The sequence below is a fragment of the Achromobacter sp. GW823-FHT04E03 genome (genome assembly GCF_058796095.1).
Genome location: NZ_JBXAIJ010000001.1, coordinates 1,766,655 through 1,792,157, shown reverse-complemented (window position 1 = coordinate 1,792,157; position 25,503 = coordinate 1,766,655). Strand labels below are relative to the sequence as shown.

Below are 25,503 nucleotides of genomic sequence, written 5' to 3'. Positions count from 1 at the left end.
CCTGCGTGCGGGCGGGTGCGGCGCTCAGGGAATTTTATGGGCGTTTACGCGTTTGTCCGCGCTAGGTGTATTCACTAGGCACAAAATCTGACTCTGCGATAAGTCCGCGCACGCAGCGATAAGCGCGCCACCGCCTGCGCCGATACAGTCCTGAAAAATTGCCGGCGCGGTGCCGATGCAAACAGCGACTGTTCAGATAAAGGGAGGCGGCAGCATGAGCACGCAACACGTCAACGGCATGGCCGTGGAAATCGACGGCGAGGGGCCGGCACTGTTGTGCATACACGGCCTGGGCGGTTCCTCGAATACCTGGACGCCCGTCATGGGCGCCTTCGACGGTTTCCGCGTGATCCGTCCTGATCTACCGGGCAGCGCTCGTTCGCCGCTGGGCGAAAAGCGCCTGTCCATCGCTACCTACGTGGACGCGTTGGTCGGACTGCTGGACGCATTGGATATCGATGTGGCGCATGTCGCCGCCCATTCGCTCGGAACCGTCGTGGCCCAGCATCTTGCCGTGGCGCATCCGGGCAGGGTCAAGTCGCTGGCCCTGTTCGGCCCGCTGGCCGCTCCGCCCGACGCGGGCCGGCCCGGCATCCGCGCGCGTGCGGAGCTGGCGCGCGGCGGCGACGCGGCCATGCAGGAGATCGCCGACGCCATCGTCAAAGGCGCGACCAGCGCCCAGACCAAGCAGGATCAACCCGCCGTGCTGGCGCTCGTGCGCGAGAGCGTGATGCGCCAACCGCCGCAAGGCTATGCGCAGAGCTGCGAGGCGCTGGCGGATGCGCAGCCGGCCGCCGTCGAGACTATCGGCGCGCCGGCCCTGCTGGTCACCGGCGATCAGGACGGCGTGGCGCCGCCCGGCAATGTCGAGGCCCTGGCCGCGCGCATGCCAGGCAGCCGCCGCATCGTGCTGGACGGATGCGGCCACTGGACCACCTACGAAAAGCCCCAGGCCTGCACCGAGGCCCTGCGGGAGTTCCACGCGGCGCTGCGCTAAGCCACGTTTTCCTGGCGTTTCAACATAAGAAATCGGCCCCAAACGCGGGCCGGAGGAGACCTGTCATGTCCAGAATTGCCATTACCAACGTCGTCATCTTCGATGGCAGCGGCAAGCTGCCTTTTCAAGGCGAGGTGCTGATCGACGGCGCGCGCATTTCGCAGGTCGCGCGCACGCCCGAGCAGGTGAGCCGGGAGGGCGCGCGCATCATCGATGGGCGCGGCCGCTTCCTGATGCCGGGCATGACGGAAGCGCATACGCATTTTTCCTGGAACGACCAGCCCACGCTGGCCGCGATCCAGTTCATGCCGCCGGAAGAGCACATACTCTGGTGCGTGCACGTGGCCAAACGCTATCTGGAAATGGGCTGGACCTCGGCCATCGGCGCGGCCGCGGCCAAGCCGCGCCTGGACGTGGTGCTGCGCAATGCCATCAATGCCGGCGAATGCCCGGGGCCGCGCTACCTGGCGGGCAGCCAGGAGATCACCACCATAGGCGCGCTGGGCGACAACTCGCTGCCGCACATGCCGTTCGACGAACTGAGCTTCGGCAGCGTGTGCTGTGGCCCCGAAGAGATCCGGCGCTCGGCGCGCACCTTCATCAAGTACGGCGTCGACCACCTGAAGATCAACCTGTCGGGCGAGTACATCGCCGGCCTGCCGGCCGAGATGTCGCCCTTCGCCGAAGACGAGATCGCCATGCTGGCGAACGAGGCCAAGCGCTATGGCAAGCGGGTCGCGGCGCACGCGCGCTCCAGCGAGTCAGTCAAGCAATGCGTGCGCCATGGCATCGAGATGATCTACCACGCCAGCTTCGCCGACGAAGAGGCGCTCGACATGCTGGAAGCCAACAAGGACCGCCATTTCGTTGCGCCCGGCATAGGCTGGCTGATCCGCACCGCCTTCAACGCGTCCGAGTACGGCATCACGCCCGCCATCGCCGAACAGATGGGCTACAAGCGCGAGTTGGAAATCGCCTCGGAGTCGCTGCGCAAGATGCACAAGCGCGGCATCCGCATCCTGCCCGGCGGCGACTACGGTTTTGCCTGGATGCCCCACGGCACCAACGCCCGCGACCTCCAGTACTTCGTGGACTACATCGGCATGACCCCGACCGAAGCGCTCGTGTCCGCCACCCGGTTGGGCGGCGAGATCATGCAACGTCCGCACGAATTGGGCATGCTGCGTCCTGGCTATCTGGCGGACGTGGTCATGGTCGATGGGGATCCGCTGAAGGATCTGTCGTTGCTGGTGGATCCGGAGCGGATCTTGCTGGTGGTGAAGGATGGGGAAGTGTGTAAGGGTAACGCTATGTGCGGACAGTTGGGGGCGTCGGGAGCGGGAGTTTTTGCGGATGGCTCGGCGAACGATCAAAAACAGAAGGAGGTCGCGCCGGCGTGAAACGGGACGATGCGGCGGCATGGTAATTCGCCCAATGGGGCTCCGCGGACTTTTAAATCAGTGCCATACGATGGTGTCGAATTTTCCATGCGGAGTATTACTTGACCTTTCCCGATGGTTGCATTTTCGTGGTCGGAATATCCGGTCGTTGGTGACTGCTGGTGCCGGAGCCGCCGCTGCCGCCAATCGTGCCGGGGCTCGTTGGTAAACCTGGATTGGTTGAGATAGGCTTCTTTTTACTCGGCTGCCCTTCTACGTCAGGGCTCGGCCTTTTCGACCTCGGGATCGAACCGTCGCGGCATGCATTGTTGATGGCGGGGGTGTCGTCTGGCGGGCACACAAGCTCCGCATTGGCCCAAGAAGGTATGAGCAAATTCAGCGCAAGAAATAGAGGAGGGATTTTCATTGCAGGCGTCCAGTGATTATTCGAGGCTCTTCACAAAACACGTGGCTATCTGATCTTCCGGTAGCACTTTGCAGTCATTCAGGATTGAGCGGAAATCCACGGTCGAATAGGCTCCGCTCTCCGCTGAAAAAGACGGCACGCCAACGGTGGAGTAATCATTTTTGAGCAACCCGCCGGCTGCTGCCATCAAGGCACCGATGACGAATGTGGCTAGTCCTGTTGAGCCTGTCTTGAAATCGAATTTCAAATCGGTTGCCGCCAAGGCGGCATCGAAACCGCCGTCTTTGATGCCAAGCAGAAGAAACATGACGCCAACGCTCATTACGGCAAATCCAATTTGCATCACTCCGATTTTGAGTCGGGTTTTTGTAGTGATTACGGTCTTATTTGAATGCTCTGAGAACACAAATGCTGCCAGAACATACGAATTGGGATCCGAAGCCCGGGATACCGCATTTTGTGTTGCCTCAAATGTTGTGACAAATTCACCTGCGGTTGGATTGAGCGTTCTCTGAAGATCGGTCAGTCCAACCGCTGCGAGTCCCAGCAGCAAGGCTGGAATAGCAGCGCCAAACATGATCACTACGATCGTCTGCACCATCTGGTAGCGCGTTTTACGCCTGGCCGGCTTCCGGCCTGCATTGACGGACTCGTCGAGGGCTGTTTTTGGTTCGCCAGTAACGGTTTCCATTGGGGGTCTCTCAAGAGAAACGTGGAATTCGGTCGCGGTACCGGAGCTTTCCGAATGTAATCCCCAGCCGTACCATTCGCTTGACGCGTCGGCCTCAGGCGAGCAATGGCCAGCCAATGGCACTGGAAATGGCCTTCCTCAATACAGCCATTGCCGCGTTCCATGAGTTTTGGATGACGATATTCGAGAGATCCACAATGGCAAAAAGAACTGCTTTTGCGGCCAGCCGGTATTGATCCATTAAGAAATGGGCGTTTACCTCCGTTATGGTTTTTTCGGCCTGGCGCTTTTGAATCTTGGAGGCAACGCCAACTAGCGTCTGAAACTCCTGTTCAGCGTAGCTCTCCAGCTTTGCCCAGGCGCCGCCAGCAGATTTTTCGGCGGCGGTCAGCATATCCTCAAGTACTTTTGTCCAGTTCATTTATTGTCTCCCTGTTATTTTAATTCGGCTTTCTCACCTGCCTTTCTCGCGCTCTGTGTAGTCATTATTGCTCGGAAATGAATATTTATTAATTGTTGGGCCAGTTGTATGGTTTGAAGGTCTAGGGGAGTGTTGCGGGAGTTTCTGCCTTCAAGCGAATTGAGCGGTGAAAAGGGCTGCGTGAATTCCCTTTCGCCTTGAGCCTCTGCTGTTGCGGAGTCTTCGAGCGGCAAAGGAGGGTCGAGTAAGAGTGCTTGGCCGGCCCGATATAATTGGGTGGTTGTTCCCTTGTTTCGTGCGTCGGCGGTAGACCGTACGATCATGACATCAAGCTTGTTTCTTATCTCGGAGTAATTTTCAGGGGCGTATGTCGTACTCGGATCTGCGCAGACCCCTTTCCCCTTGATTGCGCACTGCCGCAGTTTTCCGAAAATACTTGCGGTCATAGAGACGAGATCCATTGCTCCTTTATCCAATGCTTCGTCGTAGTTGGATACTATGTTTATGGAGCAGCTGGAAAGAAAAGTAAGAACAAGTGCCGCGAGGGTGGCTTTGGCCTTCGCCGTGGTTGGTTTCATTGCACTCCCCCAAGTGGAATAATTATCTGCGCAAGATTTTCACGGCCGTAGGCGGAAGGCTGTACTGGTTGTGGCGGCTTGTTTTCAATCCAGATGTTTTCTGGATTTTCATGTTGCGAAACAGTAGGCGGGTTTTGGCCGGAAATCCATTGGCCTTTGGTATGAGGCGAGGGCGACAGATACCAACCGACTGGTTTTTTTTGCGGGCCGCGCGATGCGTCGCGCGGCCCTCGACTCATGCCTCGCCCACCCCCTCCCTCACGCTCGCCGCCAGCATCTGCGCCGTCGCTGCCGACAAGGTCCAGCCCAGGTGCCCATGCCCCGTGTTGTAAAACACGCCGGGCCGCCTGCCTGGGCCCACGCGGGGCATCATGCTTGGAGTCATGGGGCGCAGCCCGCACCACGGCACCACGCGAGAGGTGCGGATGCCGGGGAAGTGCTTGCGGGTCCAGTCCACCAGGGGCTGCACGCGCTCCGCGCGGATGTCCATGTTGAAGCCATTGAACTCCGCCGTGCCGGCCACGCGGAAGCGGTCGCCCAGGCGGCTGGTGACGATCTTGGCGGCTTCGTCCAGCAGGCTGACGCGCGGCGCGGCCGCCTGGCTGGCGGCGTCGTCCAGATGCACGCTGATGGAGTAGCCCTTGACCGGGTAGATGTTGAGCGTGTCGCCCAGCTGCCTGGCGAACTGCCGGCTGACGGCGCCGGCGCAGACGACGATGGCGTCGGCCTCGTGCTGTTCGCGGCGCGTGCCGCCTTCGCGTACGACGTCGAGCACGTAGGGCGCGCCGTCCAGGCTGATGTTGCGGATGTCCGCGTCCTGCGCGAAGCGCACGCCGCGGCGTGCGCAGGCGCGGGCCAGGCCGCTGGTGAACTTGTGGATGTCGCCGGTGGCGTCCGAAGGCGTGTAGAAGCCGCCATGGCAGGCGGTTTGCAGCGTGGGCTCGATGCTGCGCGCTTCCTCGGGCGACACCGCGTAGCGCTCCAGCCCGCCTTCCTGCAGCAGGGCATTGGCGCGGCGCGCGGTCTCGAAGCTGGCGGCGTCGTGGTAGATGTGCAGGATGCCGCGGCGCTCCAGGTCGAAATCTATGCCTTCTTCTTCCGCCATGGCGTACAGATGCTGGCGCGCGGCGATGGCCAGCCGGGTGGTCTCGATCGTGTTGCGGCGGTAGTTGCGGATCTGTCCGATGAACTGCGCCAGCCAGGAGTACTTGTGCCAGCTGAAGCGGGGATTGAGCAGCAGCGGGGCGTTGTGGCGGCCGAGCCAGCGCAGGCCTTTCATGATGGTGGCGGTGCTGTTCCAGACCTCGGCGTTGCTGGCCGACAACTGGCCGCCGTTGGCGTAGGAGGTCTCCATGGCCGGATAGCGCTGGCGGTCATAGACAGTGACGTGATATCCCAGTTTGCTCAAGGCATAGGCGGACGTGACGCCGGTGATACCGGCGCCAATGATGGCGATGCGGGGCATGATGGCTCCAGATTGAGTGGCCGCGGCCACCCGGCCGCAGCACCCCATCTGTCTCTGTACCTGAGAGCTTCACCCGCGGCGCAGACGGCGGCGGGTTCCCCTTCGGTGGGCGCGCTTGGCGCCTCTCTCCAGATTGTCTAGACCGCGCAGTCCTGTTTGCCTGAGAGTTTCCGGGGCGGTTGCTCCGTCGGCGCCTGCCGCGGGGGCAGGTCTCTTCTGCGGGGTTTTGGATCGACGAGGCGAGAATAGCCAAATTCCCCTGGGATGAGACCAAGGGTTAGTACCAATAAGGCGTCGCATCGCGCTACGATGCATGCGCGCCGCCGTCGCGGCGCCACGGATCCGACACGACAGGGAATGACGAGAATGCGCTTGAACAGCATGCTGCGCACGGGATTGTTTGCGCTGATGGCCGCAGGCTGCGCGCTGGCGCAGGCCGGCCAGGCAGAGACGGACCGCAAGGTCGACGAGGCGGTCCAGGCCGTCATGCGCGAACACGGCATTGCGGGCATGTCGATCGCCGTGACCCGCAACGGGACACAGCATTTCTACAACTATGGCGTGGCGTCCAGGCAGACCGGCAGGCCTGCCGGCAGCGATACGCTGTACGAGATCGGCTCCATCAGCAAGACCTACACGGCAACCCTGGCAGCCTATGCACAGGTGCGCGGCCGCCTGGCCTTGAGCGACAGTCCGGCCAAGTACCTGCCGGAGCTCGCCGGCAGCGACTTCGCCAAGCTGAGCCTGATCAACCTGGGGACGCACACGACCGGCGGCTTCCCCTTGCAGGTGCCCGACGCGATCAAGAACCAGGCGCAGCTGATGGCCTATCTCAAGGCCTGGAAGCCCGAGCATGCCGCTGGCACGTATCGCACCTACGCCAACCCCAGTATCGGCATGCTGGGCATGGTGGCGGCCAAGAGCCTGAACCGGCCGTTCAAGGCGGCCATGGAGCGGGACCTGTTTCCCAAGCTGGGCCTGACCAGCACCTACATCGACGTGCCCGCCGCCAGGATGGCGGACTACGCGCAGGGCTACAACAAGCAGAATGCGCCCGTGCGCGTGAATCCGGGCGTGCTGGCCGACGAAGCCTACGGCGTGAAGACCAGCGCACGCGACCTGATCCGTTTCGTCGACGCGAACATGGGCTTGAACCTTGCGGATGCCGGACTGCGCGGCGCAATCGCGCAGACGCACGTCGGTTATTACCAGCTGGGCGACATGACCCAGGACCTGGCCTGGGAGCAATTGCGCTATCCGGCAACGCTGGACGCGCTGTTGACGGCCAATGCCGGCAACTACAACAGCCAGAGCCAGCCCGTGGCGGCGTTGAACCCGCCGCTGCCGCCGCAGGAGACCGTGTGGATCAACAAGACGGGTTCGACCAATGGCTTCGGCGGCTATGTGGCGTTCGTGCCGTCGAAGAAGCTGGGCATCGTGATACTGGCCAACCGGAATTATCCCAACGAGGCCAGGGTCCGGCTGGCGTACCGGATCCTGGGCGAACTGGAGCAATAGGCCCGCTATCGCGCGGGCGGCTGCCTCGCCGCGCCGTAGCGGGGCAGCAGGTCCATCACTTCCAGGCGCTTGCACAATTGCGCCAGCCGCTCCATCTTGTAGGCATTCACGTCCATGCCGGCGTAGTCATAGAAGCCCTGGCCGTCGCGCAGCCCGTTGCGCCCTTGTTCCATATTGCGGGCGATGACCGCAGGCGAGGCGAAGCGCGGATCGATGGCATCGGCGAGGTAGCGCGAGGCGTAGTAGAGGATGTCGCCGCCGCCCCAGTCGATGAACTCCAGCAGCCCCAGAACCGAAAAACGCAGGCCGAAGCCCAGGCGCACGGCCGTGTCGATGTCTTCGGCGCTGGCCACGCCTTCCTCCACCATGCGGGCCGCTTCGTTCATGGCCAGGGCCTGGATGCGGGGCACGATGTAGCCCGCGGCGGGGGCGCACTGCACGGGCTTCTTGCCCGCCAGGCGCAGCGCTGCCAGCAGCCCTTGCGTCGCGGCCTCGCTGGTCTGCGGGCCGCGGCTCACTTCCACCAGCGGTATCAGGTAGGCGGGGTTGAGCCAGTGCGCGTTCAGGAAGCGCTGCCGGTTTTGCACCAGTTCCGCCAGCTCGGTGACCAGAAAGGTGGACGTGGTGGACGCGATGATGCTGTCCGGCGCGCAGGCCGCTCCCAGCCATACAAAGGCATCGCGCTTGGCGTCCAGGCGTTCAGGCACGGCTTCGAACACCACGCGCGCCTGCCGCAGGTCTGCCTCCGCATCCTCGCGCGTGCATAGGCGCACGCGCGCCAGCGCAACCTCCGCCTGCGCGGCGTCGAGCAAGCCCAGCCTGCACAGGATGCCGAGCTCGCGGCGCAGATCGTCCCGCACACGGGCGAAGTACCCGGCCTGCTCGGCGGACGTGCGCGATTTGATGTCTATCAGCGTGACGTCCAGTCCCGCATGGATGTATGACAGCGTGATGCCCACGCCCATGCGGCCGGCGCCGACTACGCACATTTTTTCATTCATGGCTTGTATCTCCGTGTCAGCAGCCTTCGGCCAGAAGCTGGCGCATGTCCGCGTGCGACAGGCGGTCCAGGCCCAGGCGTTCGAATGTGCGTCCTTCCGCGTAGAGGTCGCGGCCGGTGACCGCGCTGGCCAGGCTCAGCAGGCCTTGCGCGACCGGCGTCGGCACGCCCGCCCAGCGGCCGGCGGACACCAGGAATGACAGGCCGAGCCGCGTGTCTTCGAGCATGTAGCGGTGCGTGTGCAGGTCTATGTCCTCGCGCCAGTCGCCGCTGTCGGTGAGCTTGCCATGGGCGCCGCGGCCGTACATCCATTCATCGCCTTCGGCGGCATAGTGGTCGGCCAACGGGAAGTGGGGCGCGGCATAGCCCAGGGCCACACGGATGGCGATGCGCTCCGCGTCCAGCGCGTCGGTCACGCGCCGTATGGAGGCCTGGGTGCCTTCGTTGTGGATGTCCCATTTGTCGAAGTGTTCCAGCGGCCCTGCATTCATCATGATGAGCGGCGGATGGATGATGGGGCCGGCGTTCATCAGTGCGCCCGAAAGTCCGTCCTCTATCGGTTCGATGCTGGGGTAGGCGCGCTGGACCACGGCCAGCGCCTGCTTCGACAGCCGCCGCGGAAAGACGCCGGTGGGCAGACGGGTGGCGTAGCCGCTGATCACGACCTTTTCGCCATGCTTGCGGGCCAGATAGGGCAGGGTGCCGGTTTCGGCGAAGGCCGTATCCGCGACGTTTCCCGCGTCTTTCATGGCGCGGGCGAAGACGTAGCAGCCGAAGGTGCCAGGCGGCAGGAACACGACCTGGCCGTCGCGCAGCAGCGGCGCCAATTCCCGCGCCAGCGCTTCGTGGGTGGTGGAAGGCAGGGGAATGACCAGCAGCTCCGCATGCTCCACGGCTGTGGCCAGGTCGCGCACCAGCTGCAACTGCCGCGGTCCGTCGCCCAGCGGAACCTGGCGGCTGCCGCGATAGTCGGTGACCGTCAGCGCGCCCGCATCCCGCAAGCCCTGGAAGGCCGACCAGTCCCTGCGCCACCAATGCACGTGATGGCCTTTCTCAAACAGCTCGGCCGCTGCCGCGTAGCAGCCGTGGCCGCCGCCTATGACGCTGATTCTCATGGTCAAGCTCCGTCAGATGGAGCCTTGATCCTAGCGGCGGCGTGCAGGCGTGGCTGCGCCGAACGCGCAAGCGGCGTTCCGATCCGGCAAGCGAATCCGGCGCTGCCGTGCGACGCCTAATGCCTGCTTTGGCGCAGGGTGTCCGACGGCAGGCAGCCGTAGCGCTTGCGGTAGTGGGTGGCGAAATGCCCGAAGCTGGAAATGCCGTGCCGCAGCAGGATGTCGGTGACGCTATCGCCTTCGCCGGCTTGCGCAAGCGCCGCGTGCACCTGGGCCAGCCGCTGGTTGCGCACGTAGTCGCTGGGACTCTGCTTCAGGAACTGCGAAAAGCCGTTTTGCAGCGTGCGCACGGAGACGCCGCAGTAGGCCGCCAGGTCCATCAGCGATAGCGGCTGGTCCAGATGGCTTTCTATGTAATCGCGCGCGCGCCGCACGTGCAGCGGCAACGGCTGGCGGCGGTCTGCCTGCAAAGCCTCGGAGTAGTTGTGCGGCAGCTGGGTCAGCAGCAGCGTCAGCAGGTAGTCTGAAAAGCCGGCGGCCAGCGTTTGCGTGACGCCTTCAATGGCGGGATGGCGGTACAGCCGGCACAGATAGTCCAGCGTTTCGCGCACCGCCACCGGTCCGGAAGCGTCGGCATCCATTTGCAGGTCGAACACCAGCGCCTGCTTGATAGGGCGTTCAAGCAGCCGCTGCAGCTGGCGCTCCAGCGCCTCGCGCTCGATGCGCAGGATCAGGTTGCGGCAGTCGCGGCCGATGCGGATCACGCTGCGCTCGGACGGCGAGGAAATGGTCAGGCTGCCCGCGCTCATCGACGCGCTGCGCTTGCCCAGCGTGATCAGCCCGGAGCCTTGCAGCGTGATTCGGATCAGGTAGTAGCTGGCGATATCGCCGGCGTCGATCTCGACTTCCGCGCCATAGTGCAGATCGAACAAGGCCGCATTGCCGAAGAAGACGCCGTACAGGCGGGATTGCAGGGGTTTTCCCGGGGGGACGCACATGCGGTGCGACCAGAGGTGCTGGCTGACCTGGTCCTTGATCTCGGCGATGTTGCCCGAGTCCAGCAAGCAATGGCGGTCCAGCGGATTGGTGTCGTTGAACATGCTTTCCTGCGCAGCGGGAACAGTCATTGCGTCAGGCGTATAGAGGCTGGCTGCGCAAAGACCTACAAAAGATGGGCCTGCAAGCAAGTGAGACGCGACCCGGTCCTTGGGCATGGGCAGATCTCACCACCATACAAGGGAAACAAACCATGACTGACGGCAGCCCGCGGCACGGATCAAAACCTAGCTACGCCTACGAGTGGTATGTCGTGGTGATATGCATGCTAGCGTACATATTTTCCTTCGTCGACAGGCAGATCCTGGCGCTGATGATCGAGCCCATCAAGCATGACCTGCAGCTGTCCGACACGCAATTCAGCTTGCTGCACGGCCTGGCGTTTTCCTTGTTCTACGCCTTCATGGGCATACCGATCGCCTTGCTGGCGGATCGCTATTCGCGGCCCAAGATCATCGCGATCGGCGTCGCATTCTGGAGCCTGGCCACGGCGGCCTGTGGCCTGTCGCGCAATTTCGCGCAGATGTTTCTTGCGCGGATCGGCGTGGGCGTGGGCGAGGCGGCGCTGTCGCCTGCCACGTACTCCATGCTCAGCGACATGTTTCCGCGTGAAAAACTGGGGCGCGCAGTCGGGATATATTCGATCGGCTCGTTCATCGGCGGCGGCATGGCATTCCTGATCGGCGGCTACGTCATCAACCTGCTCAAGAGCGTGGATACCGTTGCCTTGCCCTGGATAGGCGCGATGCGGCCCTGGCAGGTGACCTTCTTCATTGTGGGATTGCCAGGCCTGCTGATCGCGCTGCTGATCCTGCTGACGGTGCGAGATCCGCAGCGGCTGGGCTTGCGGCGCAATGCCTCGGGGCAGGTGCAGAAGCCCGCCATGAAAGATACTTTCCGCTTCCTGGGCCGCCACCGCAGCACCTTTTTCTGCCACTACCTGGGCTTCTCGTTCTATGCGATGGTGCTGTTCGCGCTGCTGGGCTGGACGCCGGCGTTCTACATGCGCAAGTTCGGCATGTCGCCTTCCGAAGCCGGCTACATGCTGGGCGTGGTGGTGCTCGTCGCCAACACCGCCGGGGTGTTCTGCGGCGGCTGGCTGATGGACTGGCTGGCCAAGCGCGGCTACAGCGATGCGCCGCTGCGCGCCGGCGTGATCGGCGCGGCCGGCATGGCCTTGCCGGCGGTGATCTTCACCCAGGTCGATTCCCTGTGGTGGTCGGTGGGCTTGCTGCTGCCGGCCATGTTCTTCGCCTCGTTCCCCATGCCGACCTCGACGGCTGCGATGCAGATCCTGCCCCCCAATCAGCTGCGCGCCCAGGTGTCGGCGCTATTCCTGCTGATCTCGAACCTGATCGGGCTGGGCCTGGGCACCACCGCCGTGGCCATGCTGACTGATCGGTTGTTCAAGAACCCGGCGGCAGTCGGGCAATCCATCTCGGTCCTGATTGGCGTGGCCGCGGTGTTGTGCATCGGCCTGCTCGCCGCTGGCTGCAAGCACTACCGGCGCAGCCTGAACCTGGAGGCGCAGGAGGCGCCGCCGCTTGCGCCGGCGCGCGTGTCGCCCTGAACGCGGCTGCCCGGGTCGCGATGCGGCCCTTTTTTGAACTCTGTTACCTCTCCGTTGAACTGCACATTCCTCGTAAAAGAAATGGTGCCGGGGATGCGCTATAACGGACGCTTGACGCATTACTGTTCCTCCAATTCATGCCCCGTTTTTCCCGCAGTTCGTCGCTGGCCCTGTCCGTTGCCCTGGTGGGCGTCCTGGCGGGATGCTCATCCCCCAAGCCAGAGTTCGAAAAAGAAGACTTCACCCAGAACAACACCTACTCGCGCACCGTCGAAGCAAGTAACGTCGCCGCCTGCGACGCGGGCCGCCGCGCCTTGCTGAGCCAGGGCTACAACATCGACAAGTTCGAGGGTTCGCGGGTCACGGGGCACAAGAATTTCCAGGACGAGAACGGCCAGCATACGCAGATCGCCTTCAACATCGAATGCGCCTCCGACGGCAGCGCGAACGAGCGCGCCACGGTGTTCGCCAACGCGGTGCAGGACCGCTATTCGATCAAGCGAACCAACAGCTCGGCCAGTGTGGGGGTGAGCGTGCTGGGGCAGGTGTCCATGCCGTTCGGCTCCAGCGACGATTCGCTGGTGAAGACGGGCAGCCAGACGGTTGCGCGACCCAAGTTCTACGAAGGTTTCTTCCAGTTGCTGCAGCGTTTCCTGCCGGACGCGCAGGCGGCCGCCGCGCCTCATCCGCCCGCGAGCCGTGCCAAGGCGCAGCCCAAGGCCGCGCCGGCCGAGCCCGCGGAATCTCCGGACAAGCCAGCCGATACCCTGAATCCGGCCGCGGCCAACGGCGGTAGCGAATCTCCAAAAGCGCCTGCACCTGGTGGGCCCGCGTCCGCCGCTCCGGCAAGCGCCGCGCCGGCAAGCGCCGCGCCGACATCCGCCGCGCCCGCTTCGACCGCTCCCGCTCCGGCGTCGGCCCCTGCATCCGGCGCGGCCGCCCCGGCCAGCCCCGAGGCGGCCAAGTAAGGCAGCCTTGCGGGGCACCGCTTGCCGTAGCGCAAACGGATGCGCCGCGCCGACTCGCGGCGCGGTCCGCATCCGGCGATAATCGCGGGCATCATGACCTATCAACTCCTGAAAATGCTCCACGTGGCGGCCGTGGTCGCCTGGCTGGGCGGATCGCTGTTCGTGTCCTTGTTCCTGCTGTCCTCGCAGCCGCAGGACAGCGAAGAAGCGCCCAAAGAACGCAAGACGCTGGGCGCCTTGCGCCGTTGGACGCTCTACGTGACCACGCCGGCCATGGTGCTGACCTGGCTGGTCGGCCTGCACCTGGCCATGACTTTCGGCTGGTTCGCGATGACCTGGATCTGGGTCAAGGTTGGCTTCGCGCTGGCGCTGTCGGCGCTGCTCGGCATCCAGAGCGCGGCATTGCGGCGCATGGCCAATGGCAGCGCCAAGCGTCCGCCGCTGGTGGATCTGTACGCGCCTTTCACCGTCATCGCTTCCGCGGCCATCGTGACGCTGGTGGTCGTCAAACCCTTCTGATCTGCGCGGCGGCGCATGTGCCGGGACCATATGCCCAGCCGCCATAACCAAACGCCCCTGTAATAAGGACTCAACGAACTATTCGTTCGCGGGGTCCGTCCCCCTCCCTAGAATCGTTTCTCTCATAACCGCATAGCCTGAGAGGCGATTCCAACATGACTTCCCGTTTCTTCAAGCGCCTGCTGGGCGCGGTGCTGGCTTCGGCGGCAATGTTCCATGGCCCGGCTTTCTCGGCCGATCCCAAACCCCTGAAGGTGGGCGTGCGCGGTGGCGTCGACGAGCAGATCTGGGAGGTGGTGGCCCAGGTCGCCAAGAAGAACGGCCTGGCCGTGGAGCCCGTGGTGATCACAGGCACCGCCAGTCCGAACGAGGCGCTCAACAATGGCGACCTGAACGCCAACGCCTTCCAGCACATCCCCTTCCTGAACGACCAGATCAAGCAGCGCGGCTACAAGCTCGTATCCGTGGCCAACACGCTGATCTCGCCCATCGCGTTCTACTCCAGGAAGTACAAGTCGCTCAATGAGCTGCCCGAAGGCGCCCGCGTCGGCATTCCCAACGACCCCAGCAACCAGACGCGCGCGCTGGTCATCCTGCGCGACCAGGGCCTGATCACGTTGAAGGACGGTTTCGATCCGGCCACCGGCACGGCGACCTTGGCGGACGTGACCTCCAACCCCAAGAAGCTCAATTTCGTGGAAAGCGCCTCCGTGGTGCTGGCGCGCTCGCTGCCGGACGTGGACACCGCGGCCATCGTCAACAGCTTCGCCTATCAGGCCGGGCTGATCGCCACGCGCGACGGCATCGCGGTGGAGAAGAAGGAAAACAACCCCTACGTGAACATCATCGCGGTTCGCGAACAGGACAAGAACGCGCCCTGGGTGCCTGAACTGGTCAAGGCCTATCACTCCGAGGAAGTGCGCCAGTTCATCCTGAGCAAGTACGAAGGCTCGGTGATTCCGGTTTTCTGAGATCGGAATCGGGCAATGATGCAACACGAATTCTCCATGGCCGAGCTGGCCGACGCCGCACCGCGACCGCAGGCCGTTGATGCGCACGTCGTGTTCGAAGGGCTGCAGAAGCGCTACGAGGGCGCGCAGGGGCCGGTGGCCGCGCTGTCCGACGTGTCGTTTTCCATCGCCCGCGGCGAGGTCTTCGGCATCATCGGACGCAGCGGCGCAGGCAAGTCCACGCTGCTGCGTTCCATCAACATGCTGGAGCGGCCCAGCGCCGGCCGGGTGCGGGTGGACGGCGTGGATGTGGGCGGCCTGGACGAGAACGCGCTGGTGGGGCTGCGCCGCCGCATCGGCATGATCTTCCAGCACTTCAACCTGCTGTCGGCCAAGACCGTGGCCGAGAACGTGGCCCTGCCTTTGCGCGTGGCGGGCGTCAGGCCCGCCGCGGCGCGGGCTCGGGTGGAGGAACTGCTGGAACTGGTGGGGCTGCGCGACAAGGCCGATGTCTATCCGGCCAAGCTGTCCGGCGGCCAGAAGCAGCGGGTGGGCATCGCCCGCGCGCTGGTGCATGAACCGGAGATCCTGCTGTGCGACGAAGCCACGTCGGCGCTGGACCCGGAAACCACGCAGTCGATCCTGGCCTTGTTGCTGGACATCAACCGCAAGCTGGGCCTGACGGTGGTGCTGATCACGCACGACATGGCGGTGATCCGCGAGGTCTGCCACAGGGTGCTGGTGCTGGACGGTGGCCGCAAGGTCGAGGAAGGCGAGGTCTGGCGCGTGTTCGGCAATCCCCAGGCCGATGCCACGCGGGCCTTGCTGCGGCCCTTGCAGCACGACTTGCCCGCCGATCTTGCCGGCAGGCTGGTGCCCGACCTGCAGGGCCGCGCGGGCATAGCGGTGCTGCGGCTGCGCTTTACGGGGCAGGGGCGTCCGGATGGCGTGTCCCTGCAGGCGTTGGCCGCGCTCGGCGCCGGTGCGACGTTGCTGCATGGCGGACTGGACCGTTTGCGCGGCCATGCGCAGGGCAGCCTGCTGGTGTCCGTGCCTGCGGACGCATTACAGGAAGAGGCCGCGCGCGCCGCGCTGGTGGCCGATCAGATCAAGGTGCTGGGTTATGTCGCTGCCGATGCTTGATAAATACCTGCAGGCATTCCTGCAGACCCTGGCGATGGTGAGCGTCTCTGCCGTCATCGCCATCGTTTTGGGCCTGACGCTGGCTGTGGTGCTGACCGTCACCGCGCCGGGCAATCTCTATCCCAGGCCGCGCTTCAACAAGGTCCTGTCGGTGACGGTCAATACCTTCCGCGCCATCCCCTTCATCATCCTGCTGGTGGCGATGCTGCCGTTCACGCGCTTCCTGGTGGGTACCACGCTGGGCACGTGGGCCGCCATCGTGCCGCTGTCGGCCAATCTGGTGCCGTTCTTCGCGCGCATCGCCCAGGTCAGCCTGAACGACGTGGACCACGGGTTGGTGGAGGCCGCCAGGGCCATGGGGTGCCGTCGCTGGCACATCGTGCGCCACGTGCTATTGCCGGAAGCCTTGCCGGGCATCATCGGCGGCATGACCGTCAGCGTCATCGCAATGATCAACGCCTCGGCCATGGCAGGCGCCGTAGGCGCCGGCGGCCTGGGCGATCTGGCGATCCGCTATGGCTACGAACGCTACGAGACGCGCGTGATGTTCGAGGTGATCGTGATCCTGATCGCGCTGGTCTCCATCGTGCAATTCACCGGTGAATGGCTGTCGCGCCGCGCCGACCACAAACGCTGATTCCGCGCCGGGGCTGTGCGCCCCGGCCTTACCCGAACATACAGGAACGCTGAAATGTCCGAGTCCCCGCAACACGGTTTTGCCACGCGCGCGATCCACCTGGGCTATGACCCGCTGGACGAGCAGGGCGCCTTGTCTCCGCCCCTCTACCTGACTTCCACATACACCCAGGACAGCATCGAATCCTTCGACCAGATCCGCCTGGGCGAAAAGCAGGGCTACGTCTACGGCCGCACCCGCAATCCGACGCAGGCGCTGCTGGAAGAGCGCCTGGCTTCGCTGGAAGGCGCCGAAGCCGGCGTGGTGACCGCGTCCGGCATGGCGGCGATTTCGGCGACCCTGTTCTCGCTATTGCAAAGCGGCGATGAAATCGTCGTGGACCAGATCGTGTACGGCACCGCCTTCACCCTGTTCACGCAGGGACTGGCGCGCTTTGGCGTGCGCGCGGTATTCGCCGACTTCACCCGACCCGAGACCGTAGCCGCGGCCATCGGTCCCAAGACACGCGCGGTCTATTTCGAGACGCCGGCCAATCCCAACCTGCGCCTGGTGGATATCGCGGCGGTGTCCGCCATTGCCCGCGGCAAGGGGCTGCTGACCATCGTCGACAACACCTTCGCGACGCCGGTGCTGCAGCGTCCGCTGGAGCATGGCGCCGACATTGTGCTGCATTCGGCCACCAAGTACCTGGGCGGCCACGGCGACCTGCTGGCCGGCGCCGTGCTGGGGCGCAAGGAACACATCGACGCCATCCGGCTGCAAGGGCTGCGCTACTTCACGGGCGCCACCTTGTCGCCGTTCACCGCCTTCCTGGTGCTGCGCGGCATCAAGACGCTGGAGCTGCGCGTGGCGCGCCACAGCGAATCCGCCTTGAAGGTGGCCAGGCTGTTGCGCGAGCATTCCGCGGTGGCCGACGTGTTCTATCCCGGCCTGGCGGATACGGCGGGCGCGGAGATCGCGCGTCGCCAGCAATCGGCCGGCGGCGGCCTGGTCGCGTTCGAACTCAAGGGCGGACTGGCGGCGGGGCGCGCGCTGCTCAACAGCCTGAAGCTCGCGCGCATCGCGGTCAGCCTGGGCGATCCCGAAACCCTGATCCAGCATCCCGCGTCCATGACGCATGCCAGCTACTCGGCCGAGGATCGCGAACGCTACGGGCTGTCGGAGGGCTTGCTGCGGCTGTCGGTGGGCCTGGAGACGTCCGAGGACATCCTGGCCGATCTCAAGCAGGGCCTGGACCGGGTGTAGCGGCTGCGCGCCGCCACGCCACCCATTCCCCACTGTCCTCGAAGTTGCGTGGCCCGCGCGCGGCGGCGGCCAGCCCCGCGCGCAGCGCGCCCATGTCCAGCCCGGGCATGTTCCGTTGCAGGGCGGGAGGCAGCCGTTCGGCGTCCAGCGTGGCCTCGTCGAACTCCATGGCCATCAGCCCGCCGCCGTCGCTGGGCACGCGCAGGAACCACAGGCCTTCCATGTAGTCGCCCGACCAGGGGTCGGGAAAGACGGCCTGCGTATAGCGGAAGCCGAATTCATGGATCTCGCTCCAGGGCCAGAATTCCCGCTGGCCCAGCGCGCGCGCCAGTTCGCTGCTGCGCGTGAAGCCGGCTTCATCGAAGCTCAGGGTTTCGCGCAGGGGATCTTCGGGCGGCGTCGGGCCGGCTAATAGCCGTTTGATGAATGACCACATGGCGCAGGGGCGGGTGACGGGAGGCCAGTGTAGCGGCCTTGCGCTCTGCAAAAATGTTACAACGTTTGATCGAAGTCAAATCCGCAGGGCAGGGCTCGGAGTAGCGTTTGCGCTTTTCCCGACAGCGGCCCCAGGCGCAAGCCTGACAGGCGCGGACAGGACGATCAGCGTAGCGAGGACAGGATCGATGACAGACAAGACGACGCCAGCCACCGAACAAGCCGTAGCCGAGACGCCGCGCAAGCGCGCGGCCAAGCGGACCGCAGGCGCTGCCACCAGGGCGGTCACCAAGCCGGCCGTCAAGACGGTAGTCAAGACCGTCGTCACGCCAGTGACCACCAGCCGCAAGCCGCGCGCGGCCAGGACGCCCGCGGCTGGCGACGCCGTGTCGGCCGCGGCCGCCGCCGAGCCGGCTCTCGATGTGCGCAAGCGCGTCGTCGCGCGCCAGGACGCTGCGCGTCAGGAGACGGTGGCCGTGCTGGCCGATATCGCCCGTCGCTACAACGTCAGCGCACCGGCCCAGGCGCGCGAGGCGCTGCGCTCGGTCATCGAGGAACTGTCGCCGGACGACGCGCAGGCCGTGCATCGCGCGCTGCTGGAAGCCAATTCGGCAGCGCCGCGCACGCGCCGCAATCCTGACGATGAACTGGCCGCGGACTGGCGCGAAGGCATCTATCCCTATCGCCACCGCATGCTGCGCCGTAACTACGAAAAGCAGAAGTACAACCTGCAGGTCGAACTGCTGAAGCTGCAGGCCTGGGTCAAGGCCACCGGCCAGCGCGTCGTGATCCTGTTCGAAGGCCGCGACGCCGCCGGCAAGGGCGGCACCATCAAGCGCATGATGGAACACCTGAACCCGCGCGGCGCGCGCGTGGTCGCATTGGAGAAGCCCTCCGATACGGAAAAGGGCCAGTGGTACTTCCAGCGCTACGTGCAGCATCTGCCCACCGCGGGCGAGATCGTCATGTTCGACCGCTCCTGGTACAACCGCGCCGGCGTGGAGCGCGTAATGGGCTTCTGCACCCAGAACGAATACCTGGACTTCCTGCGCCAGGTGCCGGATTTCGAGCGCCATCTGGTCAGCAGCGGCATTCACCTGATCAAGTTCTGGTTCTCGGTCAGCCAGGAAGAGCAGCGCCGCCGTTTCCTGCAGCGCAAGGTGCATCCGCTCAAGCAGTGGAAGCTCAGCCCGGTGGACCTGGCCTCGCTGGACAAATGGGACGACTACACCCGGGCCAAGGAGGCGATGTTCGCGCACACCGACACGGCCGATGCGCCCTGGGTGGTGGTCAAGTCCGACTGCAAGAAGCGCGCGCGTATCAACGCGATGCGCTACGTGCTCAGCCGCCTGCCGTACGAAGGCAAGAGCAGCGATCCCATGATGGCGCTGGATTCGCTGATCGTGGGCCGCGCGCTGTAGCTGCTCAGGCGCCCAGCGCCTGCAGGTTCAGCGTGTAGCTGCGTCCGATCCACACCGCGCAGTCGCGGTGGTCGCGCAGGGAGTCGCCTGTGTTGGGATGCATGAAGACATCCAGCGCCCCGTGGTGCAGCGTCAGCCAGGTGGCGATCTCCGCGAAGCGCTCGGGCGTGAAGGCAATCTGGTAGCTCCACTGGGGATGCGGGCCGACGGGGCGCTCATGGAAGCGCCCCAGTTCCATCTGGCCGGCAAAGCGCGCGGCGATCCGTTCGCGCAGGGCGTGGGCGGCGTCGCGGCTGGCGGCGTCGAAATAGACATGGGCGTGCCAACTGGCGACGGCGCTGGTTTGGGGTTCGGTCATTGCTGGTGCTCCGTCGGTGTCAGCCGCCCGCGCGCTTGGCGCGGATGCCTTGTTTTTGCAGGGATTCCATGACGCGCTCGCAGTGGTCGCCCTGGATTTCGATCACGCCGTCCTTTACCGTTCCGCCGGAGCCGCAGGCGTTGCGCAGCTGTTTGCCCAGCGCATTCAGCGCCGCGCCGTCCAGCGCCAGGCCCTTGATCACGGTGACGCTCTTGCCGCCGCGCCCCTTGGTTTCGCGCGACACGCGGGCCACGCCATCGCCGGCGGGAATCGTCTGTGCCTGTTTGCACAGGCACTGCGCCAGCGGCTTGCGGCATTCGGGGCACATGCGGCCGCCGTCTGTGGAATAGACCAGGCCGCCTGTAGAACTGCTTTTCATGATGGACACGCGCAAAAGTCCCTATCTTAATCGCCGGCAGGCCAGCCAGTCCCGGCCTTACAGCAGACCGGCTTCGCGCGCCAGGGCCACGGCGCGGGTGCGGCTGTCGGCGCACAGTTTTACGTTCAGGTTGCGCAGATGGGTGCGCACGGTGCTTTCGGATACGAACAGGCGCTGGGCGATGGCGTTGTTGGAATGGCCGTCCGCGACCAGGCGCAGCACGTTCAGTTCCTTGGCCGTCAAGGCGTCGGCCGGCGCGCGCTCGGCGGCTGGCGCGGCCGGGCTGGAGTCCACGGGCATCCCGGCATGGCGTTGGAAACGGTTGAACCAGGCCTGGGCTGACGCGCAGCCATTCAACCATGCGCACCCGACTGGCGAGGAGAAAAAGCGCGGCAATAGCGAGAGGAAGGCGCTGCCTTCGTCAGCCAGCACGCGGCATAGTCCCTCGCGCTGCGCCGTGTCCAGCAAGGTTGTCAGCTGCTGGTGGGCTTGCGCTTCATCGCCCGCGCGCGCCAGGGCGACGGCGCGGAATATCCCCAACTTGTAGGCGCGCCGGACGCGGCGGGCCGATACGGCGCGCGCAATGTCCGCATCCAGCTGGCGCAACGCATCCCCGGGCTTGCCCGTGTAGGACTGCACGCGCAGCATCCCCAGCCGCGGGTACAGCAAGTCGTTGGAAGGCAGGCGCAGCGTTTCGATGCGAGCCCACAGATCGTCGTCTTCCGCGCGCCTGAGCTCGTCGTGCGCGGCCTGCGGGTGTCCTTGCAGCAGCAGCACGCGCGCGCGCTCCACGCGGGCGCTGCCGGCAATCCGGGGCAGGCGGCGTTGATGGCCGAGGTACTCCAGTTCGCCCAGCAGATAAAAGGTCTGCACGATGTCGCCCGACAGAAAGGCGATGCGCGCCAGCATCACATAACCGAGTATCAGATGGTCCGGGTGTCCCGTGTCCCGCCCCAGCGGCACGTAGACGCGCAACAGCCGGGCAGCCTGCTCCAGATCGCCGGCTTCGTAGACCCCGGCCGCGTACAGCACGCCGGCCCAGGCGTTGCCGTTGGCCTGGCCGTACGCGCCTTTGCGGGTGGAGTGGACCGCCATGCGGAAATGCGCGCCAGCCTGACGCATGCGGCCCTCCTGCAAGTCGATGATGCCCTCCACCGCTTCGGAGTACATCTGATTGAAGGCGCTGGCGGCCAGGCTCTGCGCGCGGCGGGCGGCATCCAGCAGTTGTTGCGCTTCCTGGTAGCGGCCAAGCACGGCTGCGACGTTGGCCATGGCGTTGGCCAAGGCAGTCGCGGCGAAGGTGGATGCGTTTGCCGCGGCGGCGATGCCGGGCATGCCGAGCGCGTAGGCCTCTTCGTGGCGATCGGTCATGGAGAGCAGCAAGGGCCGCAGGGCCTGCACATGCGCGCGGACGTCGGGATCGGGGCTGCAAGCCAGCCTCAGCTCGTCCATTTGCAGCGAAGCCTCGCTGGCGCCCCGCGTAAAACAGGTTGCCCACACCTGCACCGCCTGCAGCGCCGGGCGGCGGGCCAGGACGGCCGCGGGCAATTGCGTGAACCAGCGGGAGAGCAGCCGCATGCGCCCCTCGGCCAGCAGCGCTTCCGCGTGTGTCGCCAGCAAGGCGAGGGCCTGATCGAAGTCGCCGCCTTCGATGGCATGATCGATGGCAGGAACGGGACGGCCCTGCTCGGCGTACCAGCGGGAGGCCGCCAGATGCAGCGCGGGAATGTCCGCTGGATCCTGCTGCCGCAGTCTGGATTGCAGATAGCTCGCGAACAGGCCGTGGTAACGGTATTGAGCCGCATCCGCGGAGGAGCGCGACAGCAGGATCTGCCCGTCTTCGAGTTCGCGCAGGATGCTGCCGCAGTCCAGGTCCGGCAGCAAAGCCTGGCATAGCGCCGCGTTCAGTTGCTTCAGGATGCTGGTGCGCAACAGAAAGCGCCGCAACTCGGGCGTCTGTCCGGCGAGCACATCCTGGGCCAGATAGTCGGAGACGGACTGGTCGCTGCCCGAAAAGCGTTCGATGAACGCCGAGGCGGAGTCCTGTCGCGCCAGCGAGGCGCAGGCCAGCCAGAGCGCGGCGATCCAGCCTTCGGTCTTGTGATGAAGCTGGCCGATTTCGGCGCGCGTGATCGCAGGGTTGCGCCGGGCGAAGAACAGGGTGGTCTCGTCCAGCGAAAAGCAAAGCTGGGCGGCGTCGATTTCCAGCAGCCGGCCGTCGGCCCGCAAGCGTCCCAGTTCCAGGCCGGTGGCGTGACGCGACCCGATCAGCAGCCGGCCCTGTGGCGGCAGGCGGTTGATCAGGTTCTGCACGAAGTCCAGCACGCCTGGCGCGACGATGGACTCGAACTCGTCCAGCACCAGCGCAAAGGGGGCGGTTTGCGTAGCGATGGCTTCGATGAGGGCGAGCGCCAGCGCGTCGTCGGCCTCCATGTTCGCCAGCGCCCCGGGCGGTGCGGCCAAGGGTTCCAGCGCGGCGGTCAGGCATCGCAGAAAGCGCGGCAGATCGTTATCGCCGCGGTCCAGCGTCAGCCACGCACCGCGCACGGATTGCGCGCTCAAGCGGGCCAGGCACTGGGCTAGCAGCGTGGTCTTGCCATAGCCGGCGGGGCCGCGCGCGAGGACGCTCTTGGGACTGCCGGGCGCACAGGCCAGTGCACACAGCGATTCACGCGGGATGTGGTCGGCGTGGGCAGCGGGGATGCCGAGCTTGCCGCTGGCCAGCGCATGTCCGGGCGAAAACAGAGGGCGCATGATCTGCCTGTTGGGTGAGGAACGACTGCGCGCCGGCTCGGGGGAAACCCGCAAGCAACACGAAAATCGTCGCTTTGGACGAAGCTGAAAAATGCGTGCCTACGATACAAAAGGACTCGGGCCGGGGCAATAGGCCAGTTGCTGCGCAAATGGCGTTTACTCATAACGGAGACATATCGATGGCAATCGTGAAAACGGTGTACGCGTTGGCGGGCGCCGCTATCGTTGCGGCAGGCGCACAAGCGCAGCCAGCCGGCGGCCCAGTGAAGATCGGCGTAATGGCGGACATGAGCTCGGCGTATTCCGACATCGGCGGCAAGGGCCTGGTAGAGGCCGCGCGCATGGCGGTGCAGGATTTCGGCGGCAGCGTGTTGGGCCAGCCGGTCGAGCTGGTGTACACCGATGGCCAGAACAAGGTCGACGTCGCCAGCGCGGCGACGCGGCGCTGGTTCGACCAGGATGGCGTGGACATGGTCACCGACTTGCCCACGTCGGCGCTGGCGCTGGCCATCAGCGAACTCGGCCGCGAAAAGAAAAAGATCGTCATGGTGACGAGCGCGTCGACCTCGGAATTGACCGCCAAGGCGTGTTCGCCCTACACCGTCCATTGGACCTACGATACCTACGCGCTGGCCAACGGTACGGGCGCGGCGGTGTCCGCACAGGGCGGCAAGGAATGGTATTTCATGACCGCGGATTACTCGTTCGGCTACGCGCTGCAGGCCGACGCCTCCGCGGTCATCGAGAAGAACGGCGGCAAGGTGCTGGGGGCTGTGCGTTCGCCCCTGAATACGCCGGACTTCAGTTCCTATCTGCTGCAGGCGCAGACTTCCAAAGCGGGCATCATCGGCCTGGCGCTGGGCGGCAACGACGTGATCAGCGCGATCAAGCAGGCGGCGGACTTCGGTATCGGCCGGCCGGGCGGCCAGCAGAAGCTGGTGGCGCTGCTGGCGTTCCTCTCGGACGTGAAGTCCATCGGACTGCCCCTGGGCCAGGGGCTGCTGTTGACCGAGGCGTTCTATTGGGACCAGAACGACGCCACGCGGGCCTGGTCGCAACGCTTCCAGGACAAGGTCGGGCGCAAGCCGACCATGACCCAGGCCGGTACCTACGGCGCGGTGCTGCATTATTTGAACGCGGTCAAGGCGGCCGGCACCAAGGACGCCGACGCCGTGATGGCCAAGATGCGGGAGACGCCCATCAACGATTTCATGACGCGCAACGGACGGCTGCGCGCGGACGGGCGGGTGGTGCGCGACATGTATCTGTTCGAAGTGAAGAAGCCGGAGGAATCCCGCGGCGAGTGGGATCTGTACAAACAGGTGGCGGTCATCCCGGGCGACGTCGCATTCCGGCCTGAAGACCGCGGCGGCTGCCCATTGATCAAGCAGGCGATGCGATGATCAGCTATGACGTAACCGAATTTGGTCAGCCGCTGGTTCCCATCGAGCGCCCGGCGCCCGAACCGCAGGGCGCGCAGGTGTTGCTGCGGGTGCTTGCCGCGGGCGTATGCCATACCGACGTGCATACGTGGGAGGGCTACTACGATCTGGGCGGCGACAAGCGCCTGCGCGTGGAGCAGCGCGGCGTCACGCTGCCGTTGACTCTGGGCCATGAGACAGCGGGCGTGGTGGTCGCCGCCGGGCCAGACGCAAATGGGGTTGTCGCGGGACAGCGCTTTCTGGTGTATCCATGGATCGGTTGCGGCGACTGCAAGGTCTGCCGGCGCGGTCGCGAAAACCTGTGCGCCTCACCGCGCTTCCTGGGGATCTTTCGGCCGGGCGGCTATAGCGACCATATCCTGGTGCCGGACGCCCGCTACCTGATCGATATCGGCGACCTGCGACCAGAGCAGGCCGCGCCCTACGCATGCTCGGGCCTGACGTCCTACAGCGCCATCCGCAAGATTGCGCCGGAGGTGCTGCAGGCGGAAACGGTCGTAGTGGTCGGCGCAGGCGGCCTGGGCCTCATGTGCGTGAGCTTGCTGCGCGCCTTGGGGTGTCCGCAGGTGATCGTGCTGGAACCCGATGGCGCGCGCCGGGGCGCCGCGCTGGCCGCCGGCGCCAGCCTTGCCGTGGACGCGCATGCCGCAAACGCGCTGGACGAGGTTCGACGCGCCGCTGGCGAGATCTGGGCGGTGATCGATTGCGTGGGCGCGGCGGGCACGGTGAAGCAGGGCATGGATCTGCTGGCCAAGGGCGGGCAATTGATTTTGATCGGGCTGTTCGGCGGGGAATTGCCGCTGTCGCCGGCCTTGGTGCCCATGCGCGCCATCAGCATCGAAGGATCCTACATCGGCACGCTGGCCGAACTGCAGGAACTCATGGCCTTGGTGCGGGAACGCGGGCCGCGCGCCATTCCGATTTCCTGCCGCTGCCTGCAGGACGCCCAGGCAGCGCTACTCGATCTGGCGGCTGGCCGCGTGGTGGGGCGCCAGGTCCTTTGTCCCGAACAACCCAACGCGAAACAGGCATAGG

Annotated in this window: 24 protein-coding genes and 2 riboswitches; of the genes, 13 read left to right on the top strand and 11 right to left on the bottom strand. The window is 65.2% G+C overall.

Going from position 1 to position 25,503, the window contains the following annotated elements:
- Positions 1–214 precede the first annotated feature (214 nt).
- Together AC1RHV_RS08405 and AC1RHV_RS08400 are read left to right on the top strand one after the other, a co-directional pair.
- Positions 215–997, top strand: coding sequence for an alpha/beta fold hydrolase (locus AC1RHV_RS08405; protein WP_175214093.1), 783 nt, complete (start codon positions 215–217; stop codon positions 995–997).
- A gap of 65 nt (positions 998–1,062) precedes the next feature.
- Complete coding sequence (locus AC1RHV_RS08400; RefSeq protein WP_492300423.1) at positions 1,063–2,397, top strand: metal-dependent hydrolase family protein; 1,335 nt, start codon at positions 1,063–1,065, stop codon at positions 2,395–2,397.
- A gap of 422 nt (positions 2,398–2,819) precedes the next feature.
- Here AC1RHV_RS08400 and AC1RHV_RS08395 read toward each other — a convergent pair whose 3' ends face one another.
- The 4 genes from AC1RHV_RS08395 to AC1RHV_RS08380 all read right to left on the bottom strand — a co-directional run bounded on the left by AC1RHV_RS08395 (position 2,820) and on the right by AC1RHV_RS08380 (position 5,958).
- Complete coding sequence (locus AC1RHV_RS08395) at positions 2,820–3,494, bottom strand: hypothetical protein (protein WP_156337353.1); 675 nt, start codon at positions 3,492–3,494, stop codon at positions 2,820–2,822.
- Between the two features lie 94 nt (positions 3,495–3,588).
- Positions 3,589–3,915, bottom strand: coding sequence for a hypothetical protein (locus tag AC1RHV_RS08390; protein WP_156337352.1), 327 nt, complete (start codon positions 3,913–3,915; stop codon positions 3,589–3,591).
- Positions 3,916–3,929: 14 nt separating this feature from the next.
- The gene (locus AC1RHV_RS08385) at positions 3,930–4,493 is read right to left on the bottom strand and encodes a hypothetical protein (RefSeq protein WP_156337351.1); all 564 of its coding nucleotides are present in this window, start codon (positions 4,491–4,493) and stop codon (positions 3,930–3,932) included.
- A gap of 235 nt (positions 4,494–4,728) precedes the next feature.
- The gene (locus AC1RHV_RS08380) at positions 4,729–5,958 is read right to left on the bottom strand and encodes a D-amino acid dehydrogenase (RefSeq protein WP_492300421.1); all 1,230 of its coding nucleotides are present in this window, start codon (positions 5,956–5,958) and stop codon (positions 4,729–4,731) included.
- A 44-nt stretch (positions 5,959–6,002) separates the two neighbouring features.
- Positions 6,003–6,094, bottom strand: a riboswitch (glycine riboswitch).
- Between the two features lies 1 nt (position 6,095).
- Positions 6,096–6,187, bottom strand: a riboswitch (glycine riboswitch).
- 128 nt (positions 6,188–6,315) lie between these two features.
- Here AC1RHV_RS08380 and ampC point away from each other — a divergent pair.
- Positions 6,316–7,476 (top strand): class C beta-lactamase, encoded by a 1,161-nt coding sequence (gene ampC / locus AC1RHV_RS08375; protein ID WP_374701622.1) that lies wholly within the window; start codon positions 6,316–6,318, stop codon positions 7,474–7,476.
- Between the two features lie 5 nt (positions 7,477–7,481).
- On the opposite strand, the gene AC1RHV_RS08370 is transcribed toward ampC, so the two are convergent.
- The 3 genes from AC1RHV_RS08370 to AC1RHV_RS08360 all read right to left on the bottom strand — a co-directional run bounded on the left by AC1RHV_RS08370 (position 7,482) and on the right by AC1RHV_RS08360 (position 10,718).
- On the bottom strand, positions 7,482–8,477 hold the full coding sequence (locus AC1RHV_RS08370; protein ID WP_492300418.1) for a 3-hydroxybutyryl-CoA dehydrogenase: 996 nt from the start codon (positions 8,475–8,477) through the stop codon (positions 7,482–7,484).
- Between the two features lie 16 nt (positions 8,478–8,493).
- Complete coding sequence (locus AC1RHV_RS08365) at positions 8,494–9,591, bottom strand: NAD/NADP-dependent octopine/nopaline dehydrogenase family protein (protein WP_119449951.1); 1,098 nt, start codon at positions 9,589–9,591, stop codon at positions 8,494–8,496.
- A gap of 116 nt (positions 9,592–9,707) precedes the next feature.
- Positions 9,708–10,718: an AraC family transcriptional regulator gene (locus tag AC1RHV_RS08360; protein ID WP_225590295.1), complete on the bottom strand. Its 1,011-nt coding sequence runs from the start codon at positions 10,716–10,718 to the stop codon at positions 9,708–9,710.
- A gap of 122 nt (positions 10,719–10,840) precedes the next feature.
- Between AC1RHV_RS08360 and AC1RHV_RS08355 the strand changes: the two genes are divergently transcribed.
- From AC1RHV_RS08355 to AC1RHV_RS08325, 7 genes are all read left to right on the top strand, one after another.
- Positions 10,841–12,217 (top strand): spinster family MFS transporter, encoded by a 1,377-nt coding sequence (locus AC1RHV_RS08355; RefSeq protein ID WP_082400869.1) that lies wholly within the window; start codon positions 10,841–10,843, stop codon positions 12,215–12,217.
- Between the two features lie 137 nt (positions 12,218–12,354).
- Positions 12,355–13,185 carry a DUF2242 domain-containing protein gene (locus tag AC1RHV_RS08350; RefSeq protein WP_119449949.1) on the top strand — a complete coding sequence of 277 codons (831 nt, stop codon included), beginning with the start codon at positions 12,355–12,357 and terminating at the stop codon, positions 13,183–13,185.
- Between the two features lie 93 nt (positions 13,186–13,278).
- Positions 13,279–13,704, top strand: coding sequence for a CopD family protein (locus AC1RHV_RS08345; protein WP_492300414.1), 426 nt, complete (start codon positions 13,279–13,281; stop codon positions 13,702–13,704).
- A gap of 155 nt (positions 13,705–13,859) precedes the next feature.
- Positions 13,860–14,675 carry a MetQ/NlpA family ABC transporter substrate-binding protein gene (locus AC1RHV_RS08340; RefSeq protein WP_054452716.1) on the top strand — a complete coding sequence of 272 codons (816 nt, stop codon included), beginning with the start codon at positions 13,860–13,862 and terminating at the stop codon, positions 14,673–14,675.
- Positions 14,676–14,690: 15 nt separating this feature from the next.
- The gene (locus AC1RHV_RS08335; protein ID WP_054452714.1) at positions 14,691–15,797 is read left to right on the top strand and encodes a methionine ABC transporter ATP-binding protein; all 1,107 of its coding nucleotides are present in this window, start codon (positions 14,691–14,693) and stop codon (positions 15,795–15,797) included.
- Positions 15,778–16,434 (top strand): methionine ABC transporter permease, encoded by a 657-nt coding sequence (locus tag AC1RHV_RS08330; RefSeq protein WP_054452712.1) that lies wholly within the window; start codon positions 15,778–15,780, stop codon positions 16,432–16,434. The genes AC1RHV_RS08335 and AC1RHV_RS08330 overlap by 20 nt, the downstream gene beginning before the upstream one ends.
- Positions 16,435–16,488: 54 nt before the next feature.
- A complete protein-coding gene (locus AC1RHV_RS08325; RefSeq protein ID WP_492300411.1) occupies positions 16,489–17,679 on the top strand; it encodes a trans-sulfuration enzyme family protein in 1,191 nt (396 codons plus the stop codon).
- Here the strand turns inward: AC1RHV_RS08325 and AC1RHV_RS08320 are convergent.
- The gene (locus AC1RHV_RS08320; protein WP_054452708.1) at positions 17,654–18,115 is read right to left on the bottom strand and encodes a hypothetical protein; all 462 of its coding nucleotides are present in this window, start codon (positions 18,113–18,115) and stop codon (positions 17,654–17,656) included. The genes AC1RHV_RS08325 and AC1RHV_RS08320 overlap by 26 nt on opposite strands.
- Positions 18,116–18,302: 187 nt before the next feature.
- On the opposite strand from AC1RHV_RS08320, the gene ppk2 reads away from it, so the two are divergent.
- The gene (gene ppk2 / locus AC1RHV_RS08315; RefSeq protein ID WP_119449946.1) at positions 18,303–19,535 is read left to right on the top strand and encodes a polyphosphate kinase 2; all 1,233 of its coding nucleotides are present in this window, start codon (positions 18,303–18,305) and stop codon (positions 19,533–19,535) included.
- Positions 19,536–19,539: 4 nt separating this feature from the next.
- Here ppk2 and AC1RHV_RS08310 read toward each other — a convergent pair whose 3' ends face one another.
- Genes AC1RHV_RS08310 through AC1RHV_RS08300 form a run of 3 tightly spaced genes read right to left on the bottom strand, consistent with a single transcriptional unit; the run spans position 19,540 to position 23,026 of the window.
- Positions 19,540–19,893 (bottom strand): DOPA 4,5-dioxygenase family protein, encoded by a 354-nt coding sequence (locus AC1RHV_RS08310; RefSeq protein WP_119449945.1) that lies wholly within the window; start codon positions 19,891–19,893, stop codon positions 19,540–19,542.
- Between the two features lie 19 nt (positions 19,894–19,912).
- Positions 19,913–20,272 (bottom strand): translation initiation factor Sui1, encoded by a 360-nt coding sequence (locus AC1RHV_RS08305; RefSeq protein WP_054453658.1) that lies wholly within the window; start codon positions 20,270–20,272, stop codon positions 19,913–19,915.
- A 57-nt stretch (positions 20,273–20,329) separates the two neighbouring features.
- Positions 20,330–23,026: a winged helix-turn-helix domain-containing protein gene (locus AC1RHV_RS08300; protein WP_492300409.1), complete on the bottom strand. Its 2,697-nt coding sequence runs from the start codon at positions 23,024–23,026 to the stop codon at positions 20,330–20,332.
- A gap of 179 nt (positions 23,027–23,205) precedes the next feature.
- On the opposite strand from AC1RHV_RS08300, the gene AC1RHV_RS08295 reads away from it, so the two are divergent.
- Together AC1RHV_RS08295 and AC1RHV_RS08290 are read left to right on the top strand one after the other, a co-directional pair.
- Complete coding sequence (locus AC1RHV_RS08295) at positions 23,206–24,429, top strand: ABC transporter substrate-binding protein (RefSeq protein ID WP_054452695.1); 1,224 nt, start codon at positions 23,206–23,208, stop codon at positions 24,427–24,429.
- Positions 24,426–25,502 (top strand): alcohol dehydrogenase catalytic domain-containing protein, encoded by a 1,077-nt coding sequence (locus tag AC1RHV_RS08290; RefSeq protein ID WP_492300407.1) that lies wholly within the window; start codon positions 24,426–24,428, stop codon positions 25,500–25,502. Before AC1RHV_RS08295 ends, AC1RHV_RS08290 begins: the two co-directional genes overlap by 4 nt.
- The last annotated feature ends 1 nt before the right edge of the window (position 25,503 follow it).